Genomic DNA, 19,559 nt, shown 5'->3' with positions numbered 1-19,559 from the left:
TGGCGGCCGCGTCCAGGAGGGGCACGACCCATGCCGAACGAACGCGCCACGGTTGTGCAGACACCCGTCGGCGGCGATGTGCTGACCTTCACCCATCTCGTCGGGCGCGACGAGATCAGCCGTTGTTTCGCCTATACGGTCGGTTTCGTCTCCAAGAGCCAGGACGTCGATCCGCTGAAGATGCTGGGCGGCGTCGTTTCGGTCGAGGGCGAATCCGATCCGAAACGCTGGTTCAGCGGCCTTGTGTCGGAATTCAAGCTCATCCGCATCGAGGACAGGCTCGCCTTTTACGAGGCGATGGTCAGGCCATGGCTCTGGTTCCTCGGCAACACCACCGATTGCCGCATCTTTCAGAATATGACGGCGGTCGAGATCGTCGAGAAAATCTTCTCGAAATACGGCATCGCGAAATTCGAGAAGCGGCTGCAAGGGTCTTATCCGCAGCGCGAATATTGCGTCCAGTATGACGAGAGCGATCTGGATTTCGTGCAGCGGCTGCTCGAGCACGAGGGCATCTTCTATTTCTTCGAGCATGACGAGGGCAAGCATACCCTGGTGCTCTGCGACGCGATGAGCAAGCTGAAGCCGGCACCCGGCTACGAGAAGGTGCTCTACAATTTCGAGGGCCAGGGCTCGCGGCGCGACGTCGAGTACATTACCGAATGGATTCCAGGCAGCGCGGTGCGGCCGGGGGCCTATGCCCACACCGACTTTGATTTCGAGAAGCCCGGCGCGGATTTGATGGCGAAGTCCGCCCAGCCGTTCAGCCACAAGGAGGCCGCGGGCGAGAACTATCGCCAGCCCGGCGCGCATCTCGATGTCGGGCGAGGCGACACGATTGCGGGAATTCGCCGCGAGGAGCTTCAGGCCGTGCACCAGCGCAGCACGGCGGTGGGCACCGTGCGCGGCCTCTTCTCTGGCTGCAAGTTCAAGCTGGAAAGCTTTCCGCGCGACGACCAGAACCAGGACTATCTGGTGATCAGCGCCGAGTACCGGCTGTTCGATCCGGGCTACCGGACCCAGAACGAGGCCCATAGCGAGAATTTCAAGGTGGTGCTCGGCGTTGCGCCCACCAAGTTGCCCTACCGGCCGCCGCGCATCACCCCGCGGCCGATCATGCGCGGCCCACAGACAGCGACGGTGGTGGGCCCCTCGGGCGAGGAAATCTTCACCGACAAATATGCGCGCGTGAAGGTGCAGTTCCACTGGGACCGCCTCGGCAAGAAGGACCAGAACTCTTCCTGCTTCGTGCGGGTGTCGCAAACCTGGGCCGGCAGCGGCTGGGGTTTTATTCAGATCCCGCGCATCGGCCAGGAGGTGATCGTCGACTTCATCGAAGGCGACCCGGACCTGCCGATCATCACCGGCCGGGTCTACAACGCGTCGCAGATGCCGCCCTACGGGTTGCCGGGCAATGCGACGCAATCGGGCTGGAAGTCCAATTCCTCAAAGGGCGGCGGCGGTTACAACGAGCTGATGTTCGAGGACAAGGCGGGCTCCGAACTGGTCAATTTCCAGGCGCAGAAAGACCACCACCTGCTGATCAAGCACGACCGCAACAAGCTGGTGCAGCACGACCAGTCCGACCGCATCGACCACGACGCCAAGCACTCCGTCGGCCACAACCTCGACGAGGACGTCGGCAACAACAAGACGGTCAAGATCGGCGTCGACCAGACGACGAATATCGGGTCGAACGACACCGAAACGGTGGGGGCGAACCGCTCGCTGACGGTCCATGCGAATGAGACCATCCACATTGTTGCGAATTCGACGGAGAATATCGACGCCAACCACTCGCAGACGGTGGGGCTGGTGCAGACGGTGACGGTGGGAGCCGCGCGTGTGGATACAGTTGGGGCGGCTGAGGCGAGGACGGTAGGCGCGGCGCAAATGAACACGATCGGGGCGACACGCTCGGTCAGCGTCGGCATTAGCCAGAGCCACAGCATCGGCGCTAGCGACTCCTGGACCATCGGCGCGGGACAAGACATTAGCATCGGTGCCGGACAGACAGTTGCCATCGCGGCGTCCCAGGTGACCGACGTAGGCGCCTCACGCGCTGCCAACATCAAGTCGAACGACAGCACCGACGTCGGCGGCGGTTACATCCTGAAGGTAGCGAAGGGCAGCCTTACCGACGTGAAGGAGAATACCGGCATCAAGGTCGGTAAAAGCCTGTCAGTGGAAGCAGCCGACGACATTACCCTCAAGTGCGGCAGCTCCAAGATCGTGATGAAGAAGGACGGTACCATCATCATCGACGGCAAGGACATCACGGTGAAGGGTTCAGGGAAAATCAACGTCAAGGCATCGAGCGATGTCATCATCAAAGGCTCGAAGATCAACGAGAATTGAGGGACGTGATGGGCAGAGTCAAGAGCACGATCGATGGCGTTGTGATCGGAGTCTTCATGGGGTTCGGCGAAGAAGGCGTACCTCTCGTGGTCTTTGCCGGCAATCCTGAGGAAACGGCGCAGCCTGCGCGTAGCCTCAGTGAATTGTCTTCCGATATGGTCGGCAAGGCAGTGGCTTTGCTTTTCCAGGAGGGCGATCCGCGCAAGCCGCTGATCGTCGGCCGCATCGTCGAGCCAGTGCGCAGGCCTGGCGTCGAGGTTATCAGCGACGGCAAGCGTGTACGCATCCGAGCCAATGACCGGCTCGAACTGCGTTGCGGCAAGGCATCTATCGTGATGGATAGTGATGGGCAGATCGTCATCCGCGGTTCATACTTGGTCAGCCACTCCAGCGGGCCGAATCATATCCGTGGCGGCTCGATCAATCTGAACTGATGTCGCCGGTCGAAAGCTTCCATCGCCCCCGCATCGCTGGCCTTGTGGTCAGACAGCACGCGGAACAGGTAGCCTTTCTTTGGGTGCAGCGCGAGAGCCTTCTTGCGCAAGAGCCGCCCGTGGCGGTGGCAGCTAAGGATATCGGCGACCGTATCGAAGCCAACATGGACGGACTGCGTATCGCAGGCCAGGCCGCGTGGCCGAGCCTGCACCAGCAACTGCAAGACTATCCTGACAGTGGGGAACTGTTTGCCTTTGCTTGGACCGCGATCGAGTTCAACGATCCATTCAGGCTTTCAGAAGCGGTGGGGCATGCCCGCGAGCTGACACCGAGCCCGTCCGGGTTCATCGGCGCGCTGCGGTGGCATGCGGCCGACCGAATCGGACCGCATGTGAGGGACTGGATCACCGATGCCGACGCCTTCAAGCGCTTTCTCGGCGTTTCTGCATGTCTGGCGCATTCGGTCGATCCAAAGAACCTGCTGCCGCGGTTAGCCCGCGATCCCGATCCCCGCGTTCGTGCGGCGGGCTTACGGCTGGTGGGCGTCCTCAAACGAGCCGATCTCGCCGGCGCGGCGAACGCTGCGCTCAACGATTCCGACGAAGGTGCGCGATTCTGGTCGGCATGGTCGCTGGTTGAACTGGGTCATGCCCGGTTGGCGCAAAACGCATTGAGGGCAGCGGTTGAAACGCCGGGAAAGGACAGGCTGATAGCGCTCCGCGCCGCGATCAAGGGCGGGCCTGAAACGGAAGTTCGGGCATGGCTCGGCGGATTAATGCAGTCGCCGCAGACCGCCTCAATCGCGGTTCGCAGCATCGGCATGTTGGGCGATCGCGGCCGGCTTGCCTGGCTTGTCGAGAGGATGCGCGAGCCGCCGGTATCGATCGCAGCGGGCGCATCATTTGCGGAGTTATTTCCAGAAGCTCCTTGGGATGAGCTGTCCTCCGCCGACATGGAAGAGGTTGGCCCGGACTTCATCGACTACTTCAGCGACAGCATCGTACGGGTGCCGCTCGCCGATAAGGTTGCTGAATGGGGCAGAGCGGCCGGCGCCCTACGGAACTGAAACGACGTTACAGCTCTCAATTTCCAGTCGGATCAGGCGCCGATGGGATGGCCAAAAAAATACCTTTGTCCCGGGACAAATCTTCTGACGTCATCGCTATCGAGGAATGTCTCCAGTATTGCCGTCGCCTGAAGCGAATTGAGTTTGACCGGGCTGTCAAAGAAGGCGGCACAGTTCACGCCGGTGGCGGCCTCGAAGATGAGACGGTGCCGATGAACGCGGCCTATTTCCGGCGCCGCGCCGCCCACCCGTTCAAGCAGCTGCCTTGCGAGCTTGACCACGTCGAAAATCTTGCCACCGAGGACGGGGGTATTGGGACCCGGAAGCTGGCCCCGCATCAGCGACAACGCGTCCCCTACCTTGGGAAAGTACTTCTGCCGATTGACGATGTGAACGGTATCTTCATCCTCGGATTCGATGGACTCGTCGGCGCCCCTGCTTATGGGTCCGTTGGTGTCCTCGAGCAGATACGACAATTCTCTCTCGATCTGATAGCGGGTTTCTTCGTCCGCTGCGTCATTGTGCAGGGTCAGCAGCAGCCCGATCGCGTCAGGGTCTAGCGTCAGGCCCAACGCCGTTGCCATGAAGTACTCCGATCCGGAGCCATCCTTCTCGAACGGCTTGAAGACGTTCTTCACAAAGCCAAGGGTGCTGGCCAAGCCAGCCAAATTGGTGACCGCTCGCCAGACGAGATAGGCATCGCTGCCCTTCATGATTGCGGGAATGCGGCGCAACGCGGAAGAATCGCCCAACTCACAGGCCAGAAAGAGGCCTGCTATCTGTTCCCAGGTTTCATCGCTTCCAAGCAACCGGAATGGATCATAAGAACGCAAATCGACTCCAGGAACATGGAATCCTATCGAAAGGGTCTTGAGAGTGGATTCTGGAACTTGAATGTATTTCGACATTGTAAAGCCTATGGAATGCAATCGTTTACGTTCTCAAGAATAGTCTGTGCGTCCTCAATCTCCTGGCATTCACCCGTATCCATCACATCCTGTGGACATACGTTTGATGGCTCGTTGCATCCGCCGGCCATGTGAGGTGTTAAGTGGTTCAAGGAATGGTAGGACTTCTTCCCGGCGACAGCATTCGGCCCTCTTCTAATGGGTGAGCCTTTCCCCGTTTCCCAGGCAAGAATGCAGCCATCCTTCACTCCGGTCGCTTCAAAGGCAATCTTGGCTTCCTGCGCCGGTGTATTGACCCCCCCAGAGGTTCTCGCGCCCTTCGGAATGTCGAAATACATGGCGCAGCCCTGATTGTCATTGTTGTGGACATTCGGACAAGCCGGTTTGCCGGCTTTCCGCAGCCGGCGATGCTTTGCTTTAAGTTGCAACATCCTCTTTAGCGAGGCTTCGTAGAGAGCCTTATTAGCAATCTGCGCGGCGTTCCCAGTCCTCATCTTCTTGATCTTGTTCGTCCAGAACGTCTTTTCCTTAACCACGGGATAGGCCTTGCCGGTGGAAGGGTCCTTCTGCCATTCGTGCAGCGGGCCACCGCAGCACGGGCAGTTCCCGGCCTTCGCGGCCGCCTTGGCATCCTTTGCATTGAGGGACTCGAGCGGCGGCGCCGGCGGCGTCGCGCCAACATAGGACGCATGGTTGCTCGTCGTGATGTCAAAATGGCGGCAGACGTTCTTGCCTTCGAACTTCACCGACATGCACCAAGCCTGAAAGTAGGTTTTGCCGGTGATCTGGTGGGTCACGACCGAAGATCCGAACGTGCGGGTTGCGGCCTCGTTTCCGAGCATCGGCTCCTTGTAGTAGGATTTCTGCGCCAGCGCGGCGGGCTTACCGCCGATCAGCACGGTCTCGGAGCCTTCCTTCAGATTGTTAGAGAACGACGTGTCCGGGTAGGGAATTGGGATGGGCCCAGCCGGTGGGGATGGCGGCGACAGGCAGACATCCGGAAACCGCGCGATCGACTTGTTCATGCCGTTCTTTCCGGCAATCTCCCATTTTTCCGCGAAGACGTTCTTGGTCATCTCTCTCAACCCTATGCGGTAACGATCGCCGCTGCGCGGCTACCAAACGTCGAACTGCCGTAGAGCACCGCGGAAGGCCCGGGTGCATAGCCGCGCCGGAAGGCTTGCTCGGCCCATGCGAACTGGATGGAACCCGCAGCCGCTCCGCAGTCGCCGATGCAACTCGCCGCCAGCCAGACCAGTTGTTGCGGCCTGACTGTGCGCATCACCCGCATTTGCGCCACCACCAATTCCTCGAAAGCGTAGGATTCTCCGGCGACGTCGGACAGGCGGAAGGCAACATCGTGAATCTCCACCCTGGCTTCCGCCAGGGCCGTCCGCAGCGCAGAGGCTAGGCCGTCCGCGCGTAACGGCTCCTCGTTGACCACTGTCGCGGTCTCGCGCGCCAAGCCGAGGCCATGCACCGTCACATGTGATTCGAGCAGCGGACGAGCGCTGACGACGGAGATGCTCGCCGCCTCGCCAGGAATGAGGCCATCCGTGACGATGCTCGTTTTGAGACGGCCCGCCTTGTCGAGCCAGCCGAGGGTGCGCGAATCGATGAGCGTATCCACGGCCAGGATGATACAGGCGGGAACTTTGCGTTCGGCGAGCAGCTTGCGCGCGTGCCAGACGCCGACAAAGGTGGACACGGCCCCTTCCGTCACATGCACGGAATGCGGTCCGACAAGAGATGCGCCATTGGGCAGCGCCAGCCCGCCCGCAATACCGTTGAGGCGCGGGCCTGGAACCTGCGGTTCACGCGTGCACAAGATGATCGGCATCTCGCCCCAAGGCAGCCGGTCCGCCTGTTTTGGGTCGACCTGATCGACGGCCAGACGCGTCAGGGCAGCAACGCGATCGCGGCCGCGCATCGTCGCCGGCAGGGCATCCACTGACGCGCCACGTATTGGCTCGCCGTCGGCATCGCGATAGGAAAGTTCGGCGAACGCTGCTATGTTTGCCCGCATAGCGGCCGCCGTACTCCCCGCCGAATAGCCGACCGGCGACACGAGGCTAAGGCAGGAAATGACCGTCATTTTAGGCGCCTTATCTCCTTCAGAGCGGCAACTGCGACTCCCAGCCCCGCATAGTGCGGTTTCTCGCCCTCGCGGGGGATGAGGTCGTTGCCGACTTGAACCTCCTCAAGTCTCACGAACTTGCGCGGCAGCTTCGTGCCTAACCGGCCCACCAGTACGATTCTGCTTTCGTGCGGAACGATGATGAGCGTATCAGGCACCATCGTCTTCCGTTCCAAATGGTCGTCGAACACGAAGCGCACCGGCACTGACAGTCTCGGCAGTTTTACCCCGAACCGACCTCTCTCGTTCATCCCGATGCAGCCGAAGACCATTCCCTCGCCCAATCTGTCGAGCCACTGGTCTTCCGGCGCCGCCTGAAAATAGCGGTCATCGAAATCCTGCGGCAGGAATGGCAGCACGTTCTCCATCCAGTTTTTGTCGTAGGTGCCGGCATAGCGAGCGCGTTCCTTCGCAAAGCGCGGTACAGGGCCGAACCCGACGGGATGCGGCCGATCGTTCCAGATGCGCATCCGCGATTGCGGGTGCTCGACACATGGCAGCGGGGTGCCGTCGATATTGCCCTGACCGGCAAGGTAGCCGCTGCCGATCGGGTTGACGGCGTCGCTGCGATGCTTCGCTGGGTCGGAATCCGTGCGATCGGTGCCGCCGAAGGCAAGGTGCCATGCCAACGGCATTGAGGTGAAAGGGGTCGGCCGCGAAGCCTGGATACCCAGCCCGCCTCTGAACCAGCGCCGTTGGCCGGTAACCACCGCGCGCTTGTCTAATCCGGGGCCGACCAGGCGTACTTCGACCGATTCGGCCTGCCGCCCCTGTGGGGCCATCGCCACCGCGTCGAGTAGGACCTCGCATTTGGGTTTGACGGGAGCGAAATCGGTTTCGACGCGGATCGAGGTGAATTCCGGATCGCCGTAATGGGTATCAGCGTAGACGAAGGGCGACTGCTGCTTGCTCGGTGTGCAGTTGCCTTGCTCGTCGACGTCGTATGTCGCTCGCACGACGAGAACGCAGAACTTCGCGCAATGCTTGTCCTGATAGGGAAAAGTCTCCGCGAGAAACGGCGTCGTGTTTTGACTGACGAACATCAGACTTGTCCCTGCATCAGCTGGTCTCCCAGCTAGCGGCGAAGATCCTCTCCACCGTCTTTTGCGGCGCCTTCGGATCGACGTCGAAGATATCCGTGCGCGCGGTCCACATGACGAGGTCGTCAATGACATCGCCATCCTCATCGACCGCCGGGGCAGGCAGGGCGCCCAGCGCGGCATCCAGTTCGTCGGGCGTCAGATCGCCCCGTTGCGCGGCGAAGGCCGCTTCCTCGATGCGGTCGAACCAGGCATCCGAATAGGCCAGCTTGAGCGGCGCCTCAGCAAGCCGTGCGACGACGCTGAGCGGGAACTGTCGGCCGACCTTGTCGGCGCTCTGCACGATGACGCCGGCCGAGGCGCCGAACGAGGCGGGGCCGGCGAGGAAGCGCAAGGCAGTGTCCGTCTGCCAGGCATCGTGGCCAAACAGCGGGACGATCTGCTGCGCCAGCCAGCGATCCCAGCCGCGCACGAAATCTCCCGGCAGCCGCCGCGTCACGAAATCGCCGGTGGCGGGTATCTTGCCGTAGAAGCCGGTGCTCATATCTGCGGCGGACATGTGAACTTCTTGAACATCTCGAGTGTGTAGGGGTTCTCGACGCTGGCCGCCTTGAGCTCGAAATCGGCATACATGCCTTTCGTGCCGAGGCGCAGGCTATAGACGTCGGATAGGTTGGTTCCGGCGAACTTGCCGCCGCGCAGCATCCTCAGCCACGCCCAGCTGCCGGTCTCGTTGAGCATCACCTCGGGCGAGCCGTCGACCGGTTGGAACGCAAGCGAGATCACGCCGGTGCCGTCCTTGCCGGGCCACGTCATCGGCTGCGGCCGGGTCGCGTTGTTGTAGTAGACGAGGTTCTGGCCATCGAGGTTGAGCGTCACCCGCGCCACGTTGGGCGACAGGTCCTTTGGCTCCAGCGTGAAGTTCATCACCGGGCCGGTGCCGCCGGGAAACAGGTCGTCGCGGATGTGCCGCGCCTGCTCGAACGCCGCCAGCGCGGCCGCGTCGAGGCCGAAATCGGCGCGCCATTTCCACGGCTGGCTGGCGGTGTCGACATAGTTGATCAGATGGTCGTTGATGAAGGCGTCGATCAGGCCGGCGGGGCCGAAGAGGCGCTGGAAGTCGCGCACATTGACGTCGACCGCGCTCTCAGGGCTGAACGGATAGCGGTTGTTGAGCGCCGCCTGGCAGAAGGGCAGGATATCGGCGCGCCAGATGGCATTGAGCTCGTTGGTGACCGCCTTCTGCGACAGGCCGCTGGTGTCGCCGGCAATCCCGGCCAGCCAGTCGTTGATCGGCGAAGGCAGGATCTGCGCCTGTCTTGCGACCGCCCCCGTCAGCTCGGCCAGGCCGCCCTGCTTCTTGATGGCGTCTTGCGGGTCGGGGTTGGCCGACACCGTCTGCAGCACATTGGACAGCGCCGTCAGCGCCACCACAGCTGCGTCGAGCGCTGGCGGCTGGCCGTCCACCTCGGCGATCGTGCCCTTGAGCGGCTTGAAATGTTCGGCCACCAGGCTGCCGGTCATGTCGACCTGCTCGGCCGAGCCCGCGCGTGGCAGTAATTTCGCTCCCGTCTTCACGACCTTGCCGAGTTTGCCGAGCTTGGAGAGCAGCTTCGAGCCGCTCTTGGCGGCGGCGCCGTTCTTGTCATCAGCCGGCGCCTCGTCGGAACGGGTGAGATCGAGTTCCTGCACGACCGCGGTGAGGAGGCGTTTCAACGCGGAATCGGCGCTCGAAAGGTCCTTGAGATTTTCGCTGGCGACGTTGAGGTCGGTCAGCGGCGCCAGCCGCATGTCGCGCAGGAAGCTGTCCCACTGCGAAATGTAGTCGTCGTAGTAGAGCTTCAGAATGTCTTCGGACAGCGCCGACACCGAGGTCTCGGCATTCTCCGAGCAGCCGCCGGCAAATACCGCGCGATCGAGCGCCGCCTGCGCCGCCACATCCTCGACGCGATCGAGAACGGCGTCGTGGAAGCCGGCATATGTGTAGGCGCCGGGAACGCCGACGCGCAGCGTCTTGGCGGAGCGGCGCGCGAACACTTTGGCGCCGTTCGGGCCGGCGAAATTGGCCGGCACCCATTCCTTGACGGCTGCTACTTCCGGATCCGCAAGCAACTGCTTGTAGGCGCGCTCCGGCAGCGAGATGGTACACACCGTCTTCAGCGCCTCGGCCACCAGCTCCTTGTCCGGGGCGATGTAGCTGTCGTCAACCGCCATGCGGCGGATCGCGGCGAGCTGGTGCTGTTCGGCGTCGGCGGTCGGGAAGGGCGGCGCGGGCGCGAATTCCGGCAGACTGTTCACCCACCAGTTCTGCACGAAGTCGGTGTCCATCTGCGACAGGCCGGTCATCATGCGATAGGTCTTCAGCGCGCCGAGCATGAAATCCGGATCGCGGATCTGCCGCCACATCGTGGCTTCGAGCAGCGCCACCATATGCGGCTCGAGCACGTTGCGCAGCGCGTGGTCGTAAGTGTCGGTCTGGGCGCGCACGAGCTCGGCCGAAGCGGTCGGGCCGAGCAAATTGTGGACAGCATCCGGCGGTGCGGTGCGCGCCGTCGCCACCGCGTCCATCGCGGCCAGCGCCCCGTCCATCGTCGGCTGCTCCACCGAAGCCGGCGTGGCGGAGACGTCGGTCAGCGGCGCCTGCAGCGCCTCGAACTGGCCGGCCTGCTCGGTGATCGCATTGCGGTTGTCGAGATAGGACCAGGTGAACAGCCCGCCCGCCAGCAGGGCGGCAAGCGCGCAAGCCGCGGCCGCGCCGCGCCAAATCCAGGCGCGGCGGCGCTGCGCCAGCGGATCGAACGTGCCGAGACCCGCTTCCTTGAAGATGACCTCGGTCAGGAGATTGCGCAGGAAGAAGCTGCGCTTCTCGACGCGCGGCGTCAGCATCGCGCGACGCGGCGGCAGCCCGAAGGAGGAGGACAGCGCCGCCGTCAGCCGGTCGATCGGCGCGCCTTCCTGTGTCGCCGAGGTCAGATAGAGGCCGCGCAGCCAGGCGGCTTCCTCGTAGCGGCTTTCGCCGAACATCGCCTCGATCAGCACCTGGATCGGCTCGGAGAGGCTGGCGAGCTGGGCCGGGAAACGGAAGATTTCCGCGCGCGATCCGAACTTGTCCTCGTCCTCCAGACGCGGCACCAGCCGCCGCTCCAGCTCCGTGGCAAGCGCGGCAAGCTCTCTTTCGACGGTCTTGGCGTCGATGCGGGCATCGAGCGGAAAGGTCGTCCCCCATACCTGCTCGCGGGCGGCGGTCGAGAGACCGCCGAAGAAGGCCTCGAAGCCCTTGATCAGGTCGGCCTTGGTCAGCATCAGATAGACGGGAAGGCGGATTTCGAGGCGGTCGTTCAGCTCCGCCAGCCGGCGGCGGATCTTGCGGCCATGCGCCTTGATGGCTTCGTCGCCTTCCGAAAGCGCATCGATCGACAGCGCGACGATGACGCCGTTGAGTGCGCGGCGGCCGCGATGCTTCTTGAGAAGATCGAGGAAACCCAGCCATTCCGTCGCGTCGACATCCGGCTGGCTTTCCTGCTGGACGTAACGGCCGGCGGTGTCGATCAGCACCGCGTTCTCCGAGAAGAACCAGTCGCAATTGCGCGTGCCGCCGACGCCCTGCAGATCGTCGGTGAGATCGATCGGGAAGTTGAGGCCTGACTGTCGCAGCGCCGTGGTCTTGCCCGTGGCCGGCGGTCCGACGATGACATACCAAGGCATCTCGCGCAGGAATTTGCGGCCGCCGAGCTTGCGTCGCTTGAGCTCCGCCATCACCTCGCCGAATTTGGCGCCGACCGCGGCAACGCTTTCCTCGCCAGGAGTGAGCTGCTTTTCCGCCACGGGCGCGGCGATCTCGGCGACGAACATGCGGTTGGCGCGGATCGCGCGGCGCTGCGCGATGATCAGCCAGATCAGCCACAGGATGATAAGCCCGGCGATGATGGCGATGCGCACATTGTCGGAATCGAACGGCGCATACGGGCCGACCTGGACGATCGGGCCGAACACCCAGATCAGCAGGGAAAGCAGCGCGATGCCGATCAGCGTCCAAAGGAAGCGCGAAGTGAGAACCGCCCAGAGGAAGCGCAGGATGAACATCAGAGCCTCTTCTCGACCAGGACCTCAACGCGGCGGTTGAGCGCGCGGCCCTCGCGCGTCGAGTTGTCGGCCACCGGATCGGTCTCGGCGCGGCCTTCCGAATGAATGCGCTCCTGCGGCACGCCGGCCTGCACCAGAAGGTTGGCTATGGTCTCGGCGCGCGCTTCCGACAGCCGCTGGTTCGACGAAAGCGGGTTGGATTTCTGCAGGCGCACATTGTCGGTGTGGCCGACAACCGTGACGTTCCCGATCAGTTCCTGATTGGCGAGGATCACCTTGGCGATCGATTCGATCAGCGGCTCATAGCCCCGTGTGAGTGTCGGCCGCGCCGACTGGAACAGTTCGGGATTGGAAGACTGGATGACGAGCTTGGCCAGCGACACGCTCTCGGTCCCGCTCAGCGCCGGCTTGAGACCATCCGGTGCCTCGGCCTTGAATTCAGGCAGCAGCGCAAAATCGACCGGTTCCGGTTGCGGCGCCTCGGGTTCGGGCGCGTCGACCTTGGGCGCGGCGCGGGTGACCTCGCCCCGCGAGGGCGGCGGCAAAGCACGGACCAGGGCGGAGAGCTCGACCGCCTGGCTGCTCAGCCCCATCGACAGGCCGACATAAGCGGCGGCGGCGATGACCACGGCCGCCAGCGCCATGACCCAGATCGGCACGATGAAGCGCTGCGGCTCGTCCGAGGCGATCACGCCCTTCCAGTTCGGCGACAGCGGCGCATCTTCGGCATCGGCATTGCGCAGGAAGCGCGCCGCCGCCACGCGAACGGCATTGAGCGAGCGGTCGCCGGCGCGGCCAGGCACGCGATATTTGCCGCGGAAGCCGAGCGCCAGGCAATAATATTGCAGCTCCAGCATTTCGCGGTCGCGGTTCGGATGCCGCTCCAGTTCGTCGAGCCGCGAGAAGAACTGCGTGCCGGCATCGACGTCGCCGCGCAGCATCACTACCAGCGGCTGGCGTGGCCAGGCGCTGGCGCCGCCCCAGGGCGTGTTGAGCGCGAGGTCGTCGAGCAGGGCCGCCACCGCCCAGGCGGCCTGATCGGCCCGCTCCAGCGACGAGCCCGCGGCCATCGCGGCATCGCGTGCGCGCACGAGCTCCTCGAGCAGGCGCGTGCGCAGCACTTCCGGGTTCTCCGGCGCCAGCGCGCTTTCCAGCTCCGGCGCGAATTCGAGCAGCGGCGCGAAGCTATTGATCAGCACATTGGGATGGGCGCGCGCGCGCTTCACCGGCGCGCCCGGCGCCAGCGGCGCCATCGGCCGGGGCGAAGCGCCCGTCAGCCTGATGCGCGTGCGTTCGCGATCCTCCGACAGTCCGAAAGGATCATCCCGGCTCATGGCCTCACCTGTTCACCGAATAGCAGTCGACCTGCGGCTCGCTTGGCAGCACACCGGAAACGCCGATGACGAAACCGGGGGCGTCGAGCAGCGAGGCCCAATGCTCGCTCTTCTGGTCCAACTCCAGGCACAGCCGGTCGCCGTCATAAGGGATCTCGCGCGGCTGCGAATGCAGCGGCTTCAGCGGAATGCCGGGCAGGCGCGACTTCCACAGCCCCTCGAACTGGTCGGCGGACCCGACGGTCGCCTGGTTGACGAAGATCTTGCGCAGCGCGTCTTCCGACAGTTCGGAGCCGACGCGGATGACGATGCGGCTGGCCACCAGAAGCTTCGGGTTGTCGATGCGCACCTTCCAGACATTGGTGGCATGCCGCATGACCGGCAGCGCGCGCGATTTCGGCTCGATATACCGCAGGCTGAGGATCAGCGAGCGCAAGGCGTCCGCCAGGGCCATATAGGCAGGGCCGGGCGCCATGTGGTCATAGGCCGGCAGCTCGCCGAGCCGGCGCGAGCTGGAGCCATAAGTCGCCATTTCGCCGGCGAGGCCGGCGAGCTCGAGATAGAGCTCGGCCGGATGGAAGACATCTTGCGCCAGCATGTGGGCGAGCCGCGGCTTGGCCGCATTGGCAAGGTGGAGCATCAGCAGGTCCTCGACGCTGCGGCCGGGCCCGCCCATCACCATCTTGCCATGCGCTTCGGCGATCTGGTCGAGACCGGTGACGACCTCCTGCAGCAATTGCCGGTACCAGGCGACCGCGCCCGTGATCAGCGTCGGCGGCAGGAAGCTCTCGTCGAGCGAGACGCCCCCGTCGGCCCGCACGCCCTTGATGTCGGCGACCGGCAGCGCGGTGTAGCCGCCGACCGATTTGCCGGGCGCAAGCAGCATCGCCTGCGGGCGGGCGATCTCGATCTCTTCCGGGTCGGCGCCGCCCTGCACGGAATCGCGCACCGACACGATCCTGCCGTGATAGCGCGCTCCGGTCGACGCGGCATGCGCCGGGTCGAAACCGACGCCGCCGGGCGGCTCGAGCGGCAGCGCGACCAGCACCGGCCCGGCGCCGGTATCGGCCGTGACCGGCAGCGGTTTCGGCGCGTCCATCATTTCCGGGATGGAGAAGGGCGTGCCGTCGGGGAAAATACCCCGGGCGGACACGATAGAAACCTGGCCTGCATCGAGCAGCGATTGATCGAGCGTCAGCTGCTGGAAGCCGAACGTATGGAGCTGACCGGCCTGCAGCGCGCCCCGCACCATCGCCTCGAAGAACCGGTCCTGCTGCTGGAAATGCTGGGTTCTCAGGAAGAGCCCCTCGGACCATAGCACCCTGTTTGCGTCGCTCATGCCGCTGCTCTCTGCACTGCCAACTTCTGTCTCGCCGTCAGGCGGAAATACCGCCGCCGCCTAGCGTGACGTTGATGGTGAATTTCGATCCCGCCGACACCGACTTGGTCGTGCGCCAGTTGCGTCCGCCGGGTTCGCGGATCAGCGCGACGAAGCCGAGCGCCGTCGCGTTCGGTTCGACCGTGATGGTCTTGGCCGCCGTCTTGCCCGGTGCGACGGAGATCGAATCGGATCCGATAAGGTCGGCTCCAAGTGCGGACCCCGCATCGCCCTGCAGCGCAAAATAATCGGCCGAATTGAACTTGCCGGTGCTGGCAAGCCGCATCACCAGCACAGTCACCGGTCGATCGCCGCCGCCGGGCCCCGGATTCATGCCGGCGCCACCGGTCACGTTGACCGAGATAACCGATGGTTTCGGCGGGCCGCTCTGGCAAGCCGCAAGCAGCCCCGTCGCGCCGAGGGCAACGATGAATTCGCGTCGATCGATCATGTCCTACTCCTCTTCGTATGCATCCCTGAAGTCTGCGCCGATCTCGCCCAGGAAACTCGATTCCGCGCTTTGGGCGATGTCGCGATGGCGTTTCTGGTAAAGCTCCCACAGCTTGGCGTTGCGGCCGCCCGCAAGCAGGTTGCCGATCGCGGAATTGGATTTCAGCTCTTCCTCGATCGTCGCCGGATCGAACCGGTCGATCATGCGCCGCAGCGCTGCCTGAACGCCGCGCCAAGCGCGCACGTGGTGCTGCGCGAGATCCTTCACCGCATCGCCGATCGCCGCCTCGCCGGAGAGGAAGCCGGGGCTGCGCTCCGAGATTATGGTGACGATGACATCCTCGACCGTCGGCAGGAATTTGAGCGGGTTGACCTCGGAGGCGCCGACCACCGTCTGGGCAACGCGCGCGCTGCCCTTTTCCTCGGCGCGCTTGCGCAGAAGCTGCATCAGGCCGTCCAGCATCAGCCGGTACTCGCGCCCGAATTTTTCCATCTCGGCGATCGCGTCGCGCCCGAGAAAATCGGCCTCCTCGACCCCCATGCCGCGCAGGAAGGCGGCGCGCAGCGCCATATCGCCGGGCACAGGCTGAGCTGCACGGGACAGCCTGGGCGCGGGAGCCGGGCGCGGCGGAGGAGGCGGCTCGGGCGTGCGCGCCGGCAAGTCCCGCGGAGGAGCGACCTGCGGCTTTTCGGCCGGCTGCTCGCTGCGACGGGCCGTATGCGCGCCGTTGGCGGAGGCAGGCGTCGCGGCTGGGCCGAAGCCGAAGTCGTCGAAGCCGGTCGGTTTCGGCGCCGGCTGCGCCGTATCGCCGCGCGCGGGCATGTCGCCGAAGCCGAACGGATCGGACCGGCCAGTTGCCGAGTCGTCGTCCGAGGCCGGTGTCGCCACCGGGTCGAGGCTGAATGGGTCGTCGAAGGCGGGCGAACTGCGCTGGTTCGAGGCGCGGTCATACGCGCCGGGCACAGGCTGCTCGAACGGGTCCGGCAGATCGGCCGGCCGCGGCCGCCGCGGCTCCTCCTCGACCTTGGCCGAAAAGAAATCGTCGCCGCCGATGCTGGGCGAAGATCGCGGCTGAGGCGCCGACCAGGCGGCGGCGGAATGGTTGGCGACCTCACCGACCGAAGTCTGGCTCGCGCTTGGCTGGACCTCGACATAGAGCACGTAGTCGCCCAGTCTCAAACGCATGCCGCTTTGCAGCCGTGCCGACCTGCCGGTGCCGAGCGGGCTGTCGGAATCGTCGATGAACAGCCCGCTGCTCGACGTGTCGGTGACGAAGTAGCCGTCGCGGCCGCCGCTGATCTTGCAATGGGCGCGCGACACGAACATGTCCGGATCATCGATCTGCCAGCCGGCATCGGCGCTGCGCCCGATCACCAGTTCGCCTTCGTCCAGCCGGGTCTGCCTGACCACCTGGGAGCGCGGGCCTTGTTCCAGCGTCAGCAGCAGGCTCATGCGGCCGCCTCCGCCATTTCCGGCCGCCAGCCGACGATCGTGCGCAGCTTGAGATCGTCGGCGTCTCCCTTCTCGGCGGGGCGCGCAAGCCAGGAGGTTCGGCCGAGCTGGACGGTTCCGATCTTCGGCGGCGGCACGGCGTCGCGCGCAAGCACGATGCGCAAATCGATGTCCAGCGCTTCGCCGATCATGTCGCGCACCGCTTTCTTGAAGAGGGCGAGGCGCCGCTCTCCGGGCAGGAACGACTTGAAGGCGTCGAGATCGAGCGGGCCGACGCGCAACTCGATCCGGCTCTGGCGGCTGAAGACGCGCGGGCCGATCGTCGCCCCGCGCCCGAGCGCCGCATAGGCCTTGCCGACGCGGCTCTGCAGTGCCGCCGGTATGGTGATCCAGGAAGCGACGAATTCCTTGATCTCGACCGGCACCTTGAAGGCCGTGGCAAGAAACAAGGTCAGCCGTTCCGGACCGTCGACCTGGCGGGCCAGCGAGCCGGCCTGGCGCAGCCGCACCGCGTCGAGTTCGGCATCCTGGGTGCCGGGAAGGCCGATCCCCGACATTGCTTCCAGCATGGCGCGGACGCGCCCGCCGACCGAGCGCTCGACCTGCACCGCCGGATGAGCGTCGGCCCAGGCGCGGTAGTAAAGCGCGATCATCCGATGCTGCAGGATGTTGACGAAGTCGACGAAGGTTGTGTCGCTGGTCTGCTCCGCTTGCGTGCCGGTGAACCAGCGCTGCGACAGCCGGTCCAGCACCCAGCGCGTCAGATGCAGCGGCATCGGCCCTTCGGGCCCGAGCAGTCCCAGATTGGCGACGGTCACCCGCGCCGGAGCCTTTTCGCCCGCCTCCTGGAATTTCATCACGTCCCTGGCCGAGAAGCTCAGGCGCACATGCTGGCCGAGCCGCGCCGGCTCGCGATTGGCCTGGCCGGAATAGCCGAACAGCCCGCCCCTCTGCTCCAGCCGGCGCAGCAGCTCGAAGAAGTCGAAGCTTTCCGACAACGCCCCGATTCCGTCTGGGGCGGCTTGGCTCGGGGCGGGTCGTGCTAGATCAGGTAGCGATTGCCGGGCGTCATCGGCCATGGCACATCCTCCTGCTTCTGCAGCAGCCGCGTGCGTGTCCGCACGAACCCGTTTATCCCGGCATGGCGGGCAAACAGCCGCGCCAGCAGGGCCGAAAGCAAAAGCGTGCTTTGCCCCGCCAGCACCGACTGGTCGACATGCAGCGTCACTTCCGTGCCCCGCCCGAAGCACATCGGCCCGTCGATCTTGAGCCGCTCTATCACTGGGCGCGAGTCGATGCGGGTGATCGAATGCACGTTGCGGGCGAGGCTCGGGTCGCCGCGGTCGGCATAGAGATCGAGCAGCGCGTGCAGCGGATCGACGCCGCGGCCTTCCTTGGCGAGACTCAAGAAGTTGAGCGAGAGCTGCGCCACCAGCCGCCAGGCGAGATTGTCGGCGCGGGATTCGCCTTCGGCGCCCGCCGGCAGCGACGCCGGGATCGAAGGCTGGGGCGGCCGCAGCGCGCCGAGCAGCCTGACGGCCTCCACGGGGTCCGCCGTCTCCAGCGTCAGTGTCGGTGTGTCGTCGAGGATCGGCAGGTCGCGATTGGTGCAAAGCGCAATGACGTCGAGGCGCTTGAGCGGCCGGTTGGCCGGGCTGCCGGCCGGGCGCGACACCGAGAGGAAAACATCGTCTCCCGTGTAGGAGGTGCGGGTCAGGCCGTCGCGACGCTCATCTTCGGTGGCCCTGCGAGGGCGCCGCTCGGTCGAATACACCCAGCCGCTGCCGCGGTTCTGCCCCAGGCTGAAAAGCTCGGGAATCTCGGCCTCGCTGCCCTCCGCGTCGGCATCCTCCACTCGGGTGACGCGGAAGATCTCGAAATCGCGCGCTCTAGTTCGATCGGCATGCAGCACTTGCCGTGTCCTGCGCGGATCGATCTCGATGACGTTGCATTCGCGCTCGAAGAGATTGATCAGCGGCGTCACGAAGAGCTCGAAATCGGCCGGCGCAACGTCGGCGAGCTCGGGCACCGGGCGGCGGAACAGGAAGATGACCTCTATACCCGCCTCGCATTTGCGCACCACCGGCTGCAGGCCGGCGACCCGCACATAGTGGAAGCGTTCGGGGATCATGAAATATTCGCGCAGCAGCCGGTAGCCCTCGAAGGTCGGGCGGGTGCGCGGCATCAGCGCCTCGTCGTCGCGGATGCCGACCATTTCGGGCTCGGGCAGCGCCGATAGCGGATTGGTCTTTCCTTCCGCCCGCGCGCCGACGGCCGAGCAGGCCCCGAAGATCGCGTCGAACAGGAGCGGCGCCTTGGTGCGCCCGGCGAAATAGAGATCGAGACGGTCGAGCGACAGCTCGCTGAGCTTGCCCTTTCCGGTGCGCGCAAGCGCGACGCGCAGCGCTGCCTCGCCGCGCGCGCCGCCGACTGGGCCGATGCCGGCGGCAGCCAGCGCGCTGCGATCCTGGAAATAGCTGACAGAGGTGATCGCGATCGGCCATAGCGTGATCTCTTGCGCGGTGCTGAAGGTTGACCGCGTCGACAGTCCCGGATGCAGGCTGGAGACCAGTCGTGTGCCGCGCGCGACTGTATGGCCGGCGATCATCGACTGCACCTGCTGGCCGGGTTTCAGCACCGCCATCGCCGTTGCCGGCGCCGGCGTGACCAGGTCCGGGTAAAGCACGTCGAGCACGGCGCGAGAGAAGCGCGAGCGCTCGGCGTCGACCTTCAGCCGCGTGCGCGCGGCAAGGAAGGCCACGCCGTCGAGCAGCCGTTCGACATAGGGGTCCGGGCAGGGGACGGTGTCGAGGGAAAGATTGCGGGCGACTGCCGGATGCATATCGGCGAACTCGGCCGCGAGCGCCCGGATATGGGTCAGTTCTTCTTCGTAATATTCGACGAAGACCCGATCCAT

At 64.8% G+C, this 19,559-nt stretch carries 15 protein-coding genes; 3 read left to right on the top strand and 12 right to left on the bottom strand.

Going from position 1 to position 19,559, the window contains the following annotated elements:
• Positions 1-30: 30 nt before the first annotated feature.
• Genes tssI through A9K71_RS00645 form a run of 3 tightly spaced genes read left to right on the top strand, consistent with a single transcriptional unit; the run spans position 31 to position 3,859 of the window.
• Positions 31-2,358: a type VI secretion system tip protein TssI/VgrG gene (gene tssI, locus A9K71_RS00655; protein ID WP_066989093.1), complete on the top strand. Its 2,328-nt coding sequence runs from the start codon at positions 31-33 to the stop codon at positions 2,356-2,358.
• A gap of 8 nt (positions 2,359-2,366) precedes the next feature.
• A complete protein-coding gene (locus tag A9K71_RS00650) occupies positions 2,367-2,792 on the top strand; it encodes a DUF6484 domain-containing protein (protein ID WP_066989091.1) in 426 nt (141 codons plus the stop codon).
• Positions 2,792-3,859 (top strand): HEAT repeat domain-containing protein, encoded by a 1,068-nt coding sequence (locus tag A9K71_RS00645; protein ID WP_066989089.1) that lies wholly within the window; start codon positions 2,792-2,794, stop codon positions 3,857-3,859. The genes A9K71_RS00650 and A9K71_RS00645 overlap by 1 nt, the downstream gene beginning before the upstream one ends.
• Before the next feature lie 32 nt (positions 3,860-3,891).
• Here the strand turns inward: A9K71_RS00645 and A9K71_RS00640 are convergent, their stop codons facing one another.
• From A9K71_RS00640 to tssF, 12 genes are read right to left on the bottom strand one after another with little or no spacing between them, the layout of a single operon-like run.
• Positions 3,892-4,767 carry a hypothetical protein gene (locus A9K71_RS00640; RefSeq protein ID WP_156752560.1) on the bottom strand — a complete coding sequence of 292 codons (876 nt, stop codon included), beginning with the start codon at positions 4,765-4,767 and terminating at the stop codon, positions 3,892-3,894.
• Between the two features lie 8 nt (positions 4,768-4,775).
• The gene (locus A9K71_RS00635; protein ID WP_066989084.1) at positions 4,776-5,843 is read right to left on the bottom strand and encodes a PAAR-like domain-containing protein; all 1,068 of its coding nucleotides are present in this window, start codon (positions 5,841-5,843) and stop codon (positions 4,776-4,778) included.
• An 11-nt stretch (positions 5,844-5,854) separates the two neighbouring features.
• Positions 5,855-6,862, bottom strand: coding sequence for a hypothetical protein (locus A9K71_RS00630; protein ID WP_143749599.1), 1,008 nt, complete (start codon positions 6,860-6,862; stop codon positions 5,855-5,857).
• Positions 6,859-7,947 (bottom strand): DUF2169 domain-containing protein, encoded by a 1,089-nt coding sequence (locus A9K71_RS00625; protein WP_066989080.1) that lies wholly within the window; start codon positions 7,945-7,947, stop codon positions 6,859-6,861. The genes A9K71_RS00630 and A9K71_RS00625 overlap by 4 nt, the downstream gene beginning before the upstream one ends.
• Before the next feature lie 16 nt (positions 7,948-7,963).
• Positions 7,964-8,503 carry a type VI secretion system-associated protein TagF gene (tagF, locus tag A9K71_RS00620; protein ID WP_066989078.1) on the bottom strand — a complete coding sequence of 180 codons (540 nt, stop codon included), beginning with the start codon at positions 8,501-8,503 and terminating at the stop codon, positions 7,964-7,966.
• Positions 8,485-12,027 carry a type VI secretion system membrane subunit TssM gene (tssM, locus tag A9K71_RS00615; protein WP_066989076.1) on the bottom strand — a complete coding sequence of 1,181 codons (3,543 nt, stop codon included), beginning with the start codon at positions 12,025-12,027 and terminating at the stop codon, positions 8,485-8,487. The genes tagF and tssM overlap by 19 nt, the downstream gene beginning before the upstream one ends.
• On the bottom strand, positions 12,027-13,361 hold the full coding sequence (tssL, locus tag A9K71_RS00610) for a type VI secretion system protein TssL, long form (protein ID WP_066989075.1): 1,335 nt from the start codon (positions 13,359-13,361) through the stop codon (positions 12,027-12,029). The genes tssM and tssL overlap by 1 nt, the downstream gene beginning before the upstream one ends.
• 4 nt (positions 13,362-13,365) lie before the next feature.
• Positions 13,366-14,700: a type VI secretion system baseplate subunit TssK gene (gene tssK, locus A9K71_RS00605; protein ID WP_066989073.1), complete on the bottom strand. Its 1,335-nt coding sequence runs from the start codon at positions 14,698-14,700 to the stop codon at positions 13,366-13,368.
• 37 nt (positions 14,701-14,737) lie between these two features.
• Entirely contained in the window at positions 14,738-15,190 is a 453-nt protein-coding gene (tssJ, locus tag A9K71_RS00600) for a type VI secretion system lipoprotein TssJ (RefSeq protein WP_066989071.1), read from the bottom strand.
• 3 nt (positions 15,191-15,193) lie between these two features.
• A complete protein-coding gene (gene tagH, locus A9K71_RS00595) occupies positions 15,194-16,642 on the bottom strand; it encodes a type VI secretion system-associated FHA domain protein TagH (protein ID WP_066989069.1) in 1,449 nt (482 codons plus the stop codon).
• Positions 16,639-17,721 carry a type VI secretion system baseplate subunit TssG gene (tssG, locus tag A9K71_RS00590; protein ID WP_066989067.1) on the bottom strand — a complete coding sequence of 361 codons (1,083 nt, stop codon included), beginning with the start codon at positions 17,719-17,721 and terminating at the stop codon, positions 16,639-16,641. The genes tagH and tssG overlap by 4 nt, the downstream gene beginning before the upstream one ends.
• Positions 17,685-19,559 (bottom strand): type VI secretion system baseplate subunit TssF, encoded by a 1,875-nt coding sequence (gene tssF, locus A9K71_RS00585; RefSeq protein ID WP_066989065.1) that lies wholly within the window; start codon positions 19,557-19,559, stop codon positions 17,685-17,687. The genes tssG and tssF overlap by 37 nt, the downstream gene beginning before the upstream one ends.

The organism is Mesorhizobium sp. WSM3873, from assembly GCF_001672445.1.
Taxonomy (GTDB): domain Bacteria; phylum Pseudomonadota; class Alphaproteobacteria; order Rhizobiales; family Rhizobiaceae; genus Mesorhizobium.
The sequence above is the reverse complement of the archived record's forward strand: the minus strand, read 5'-3'. Positions and strand labels throughout refer to the sequence as shown.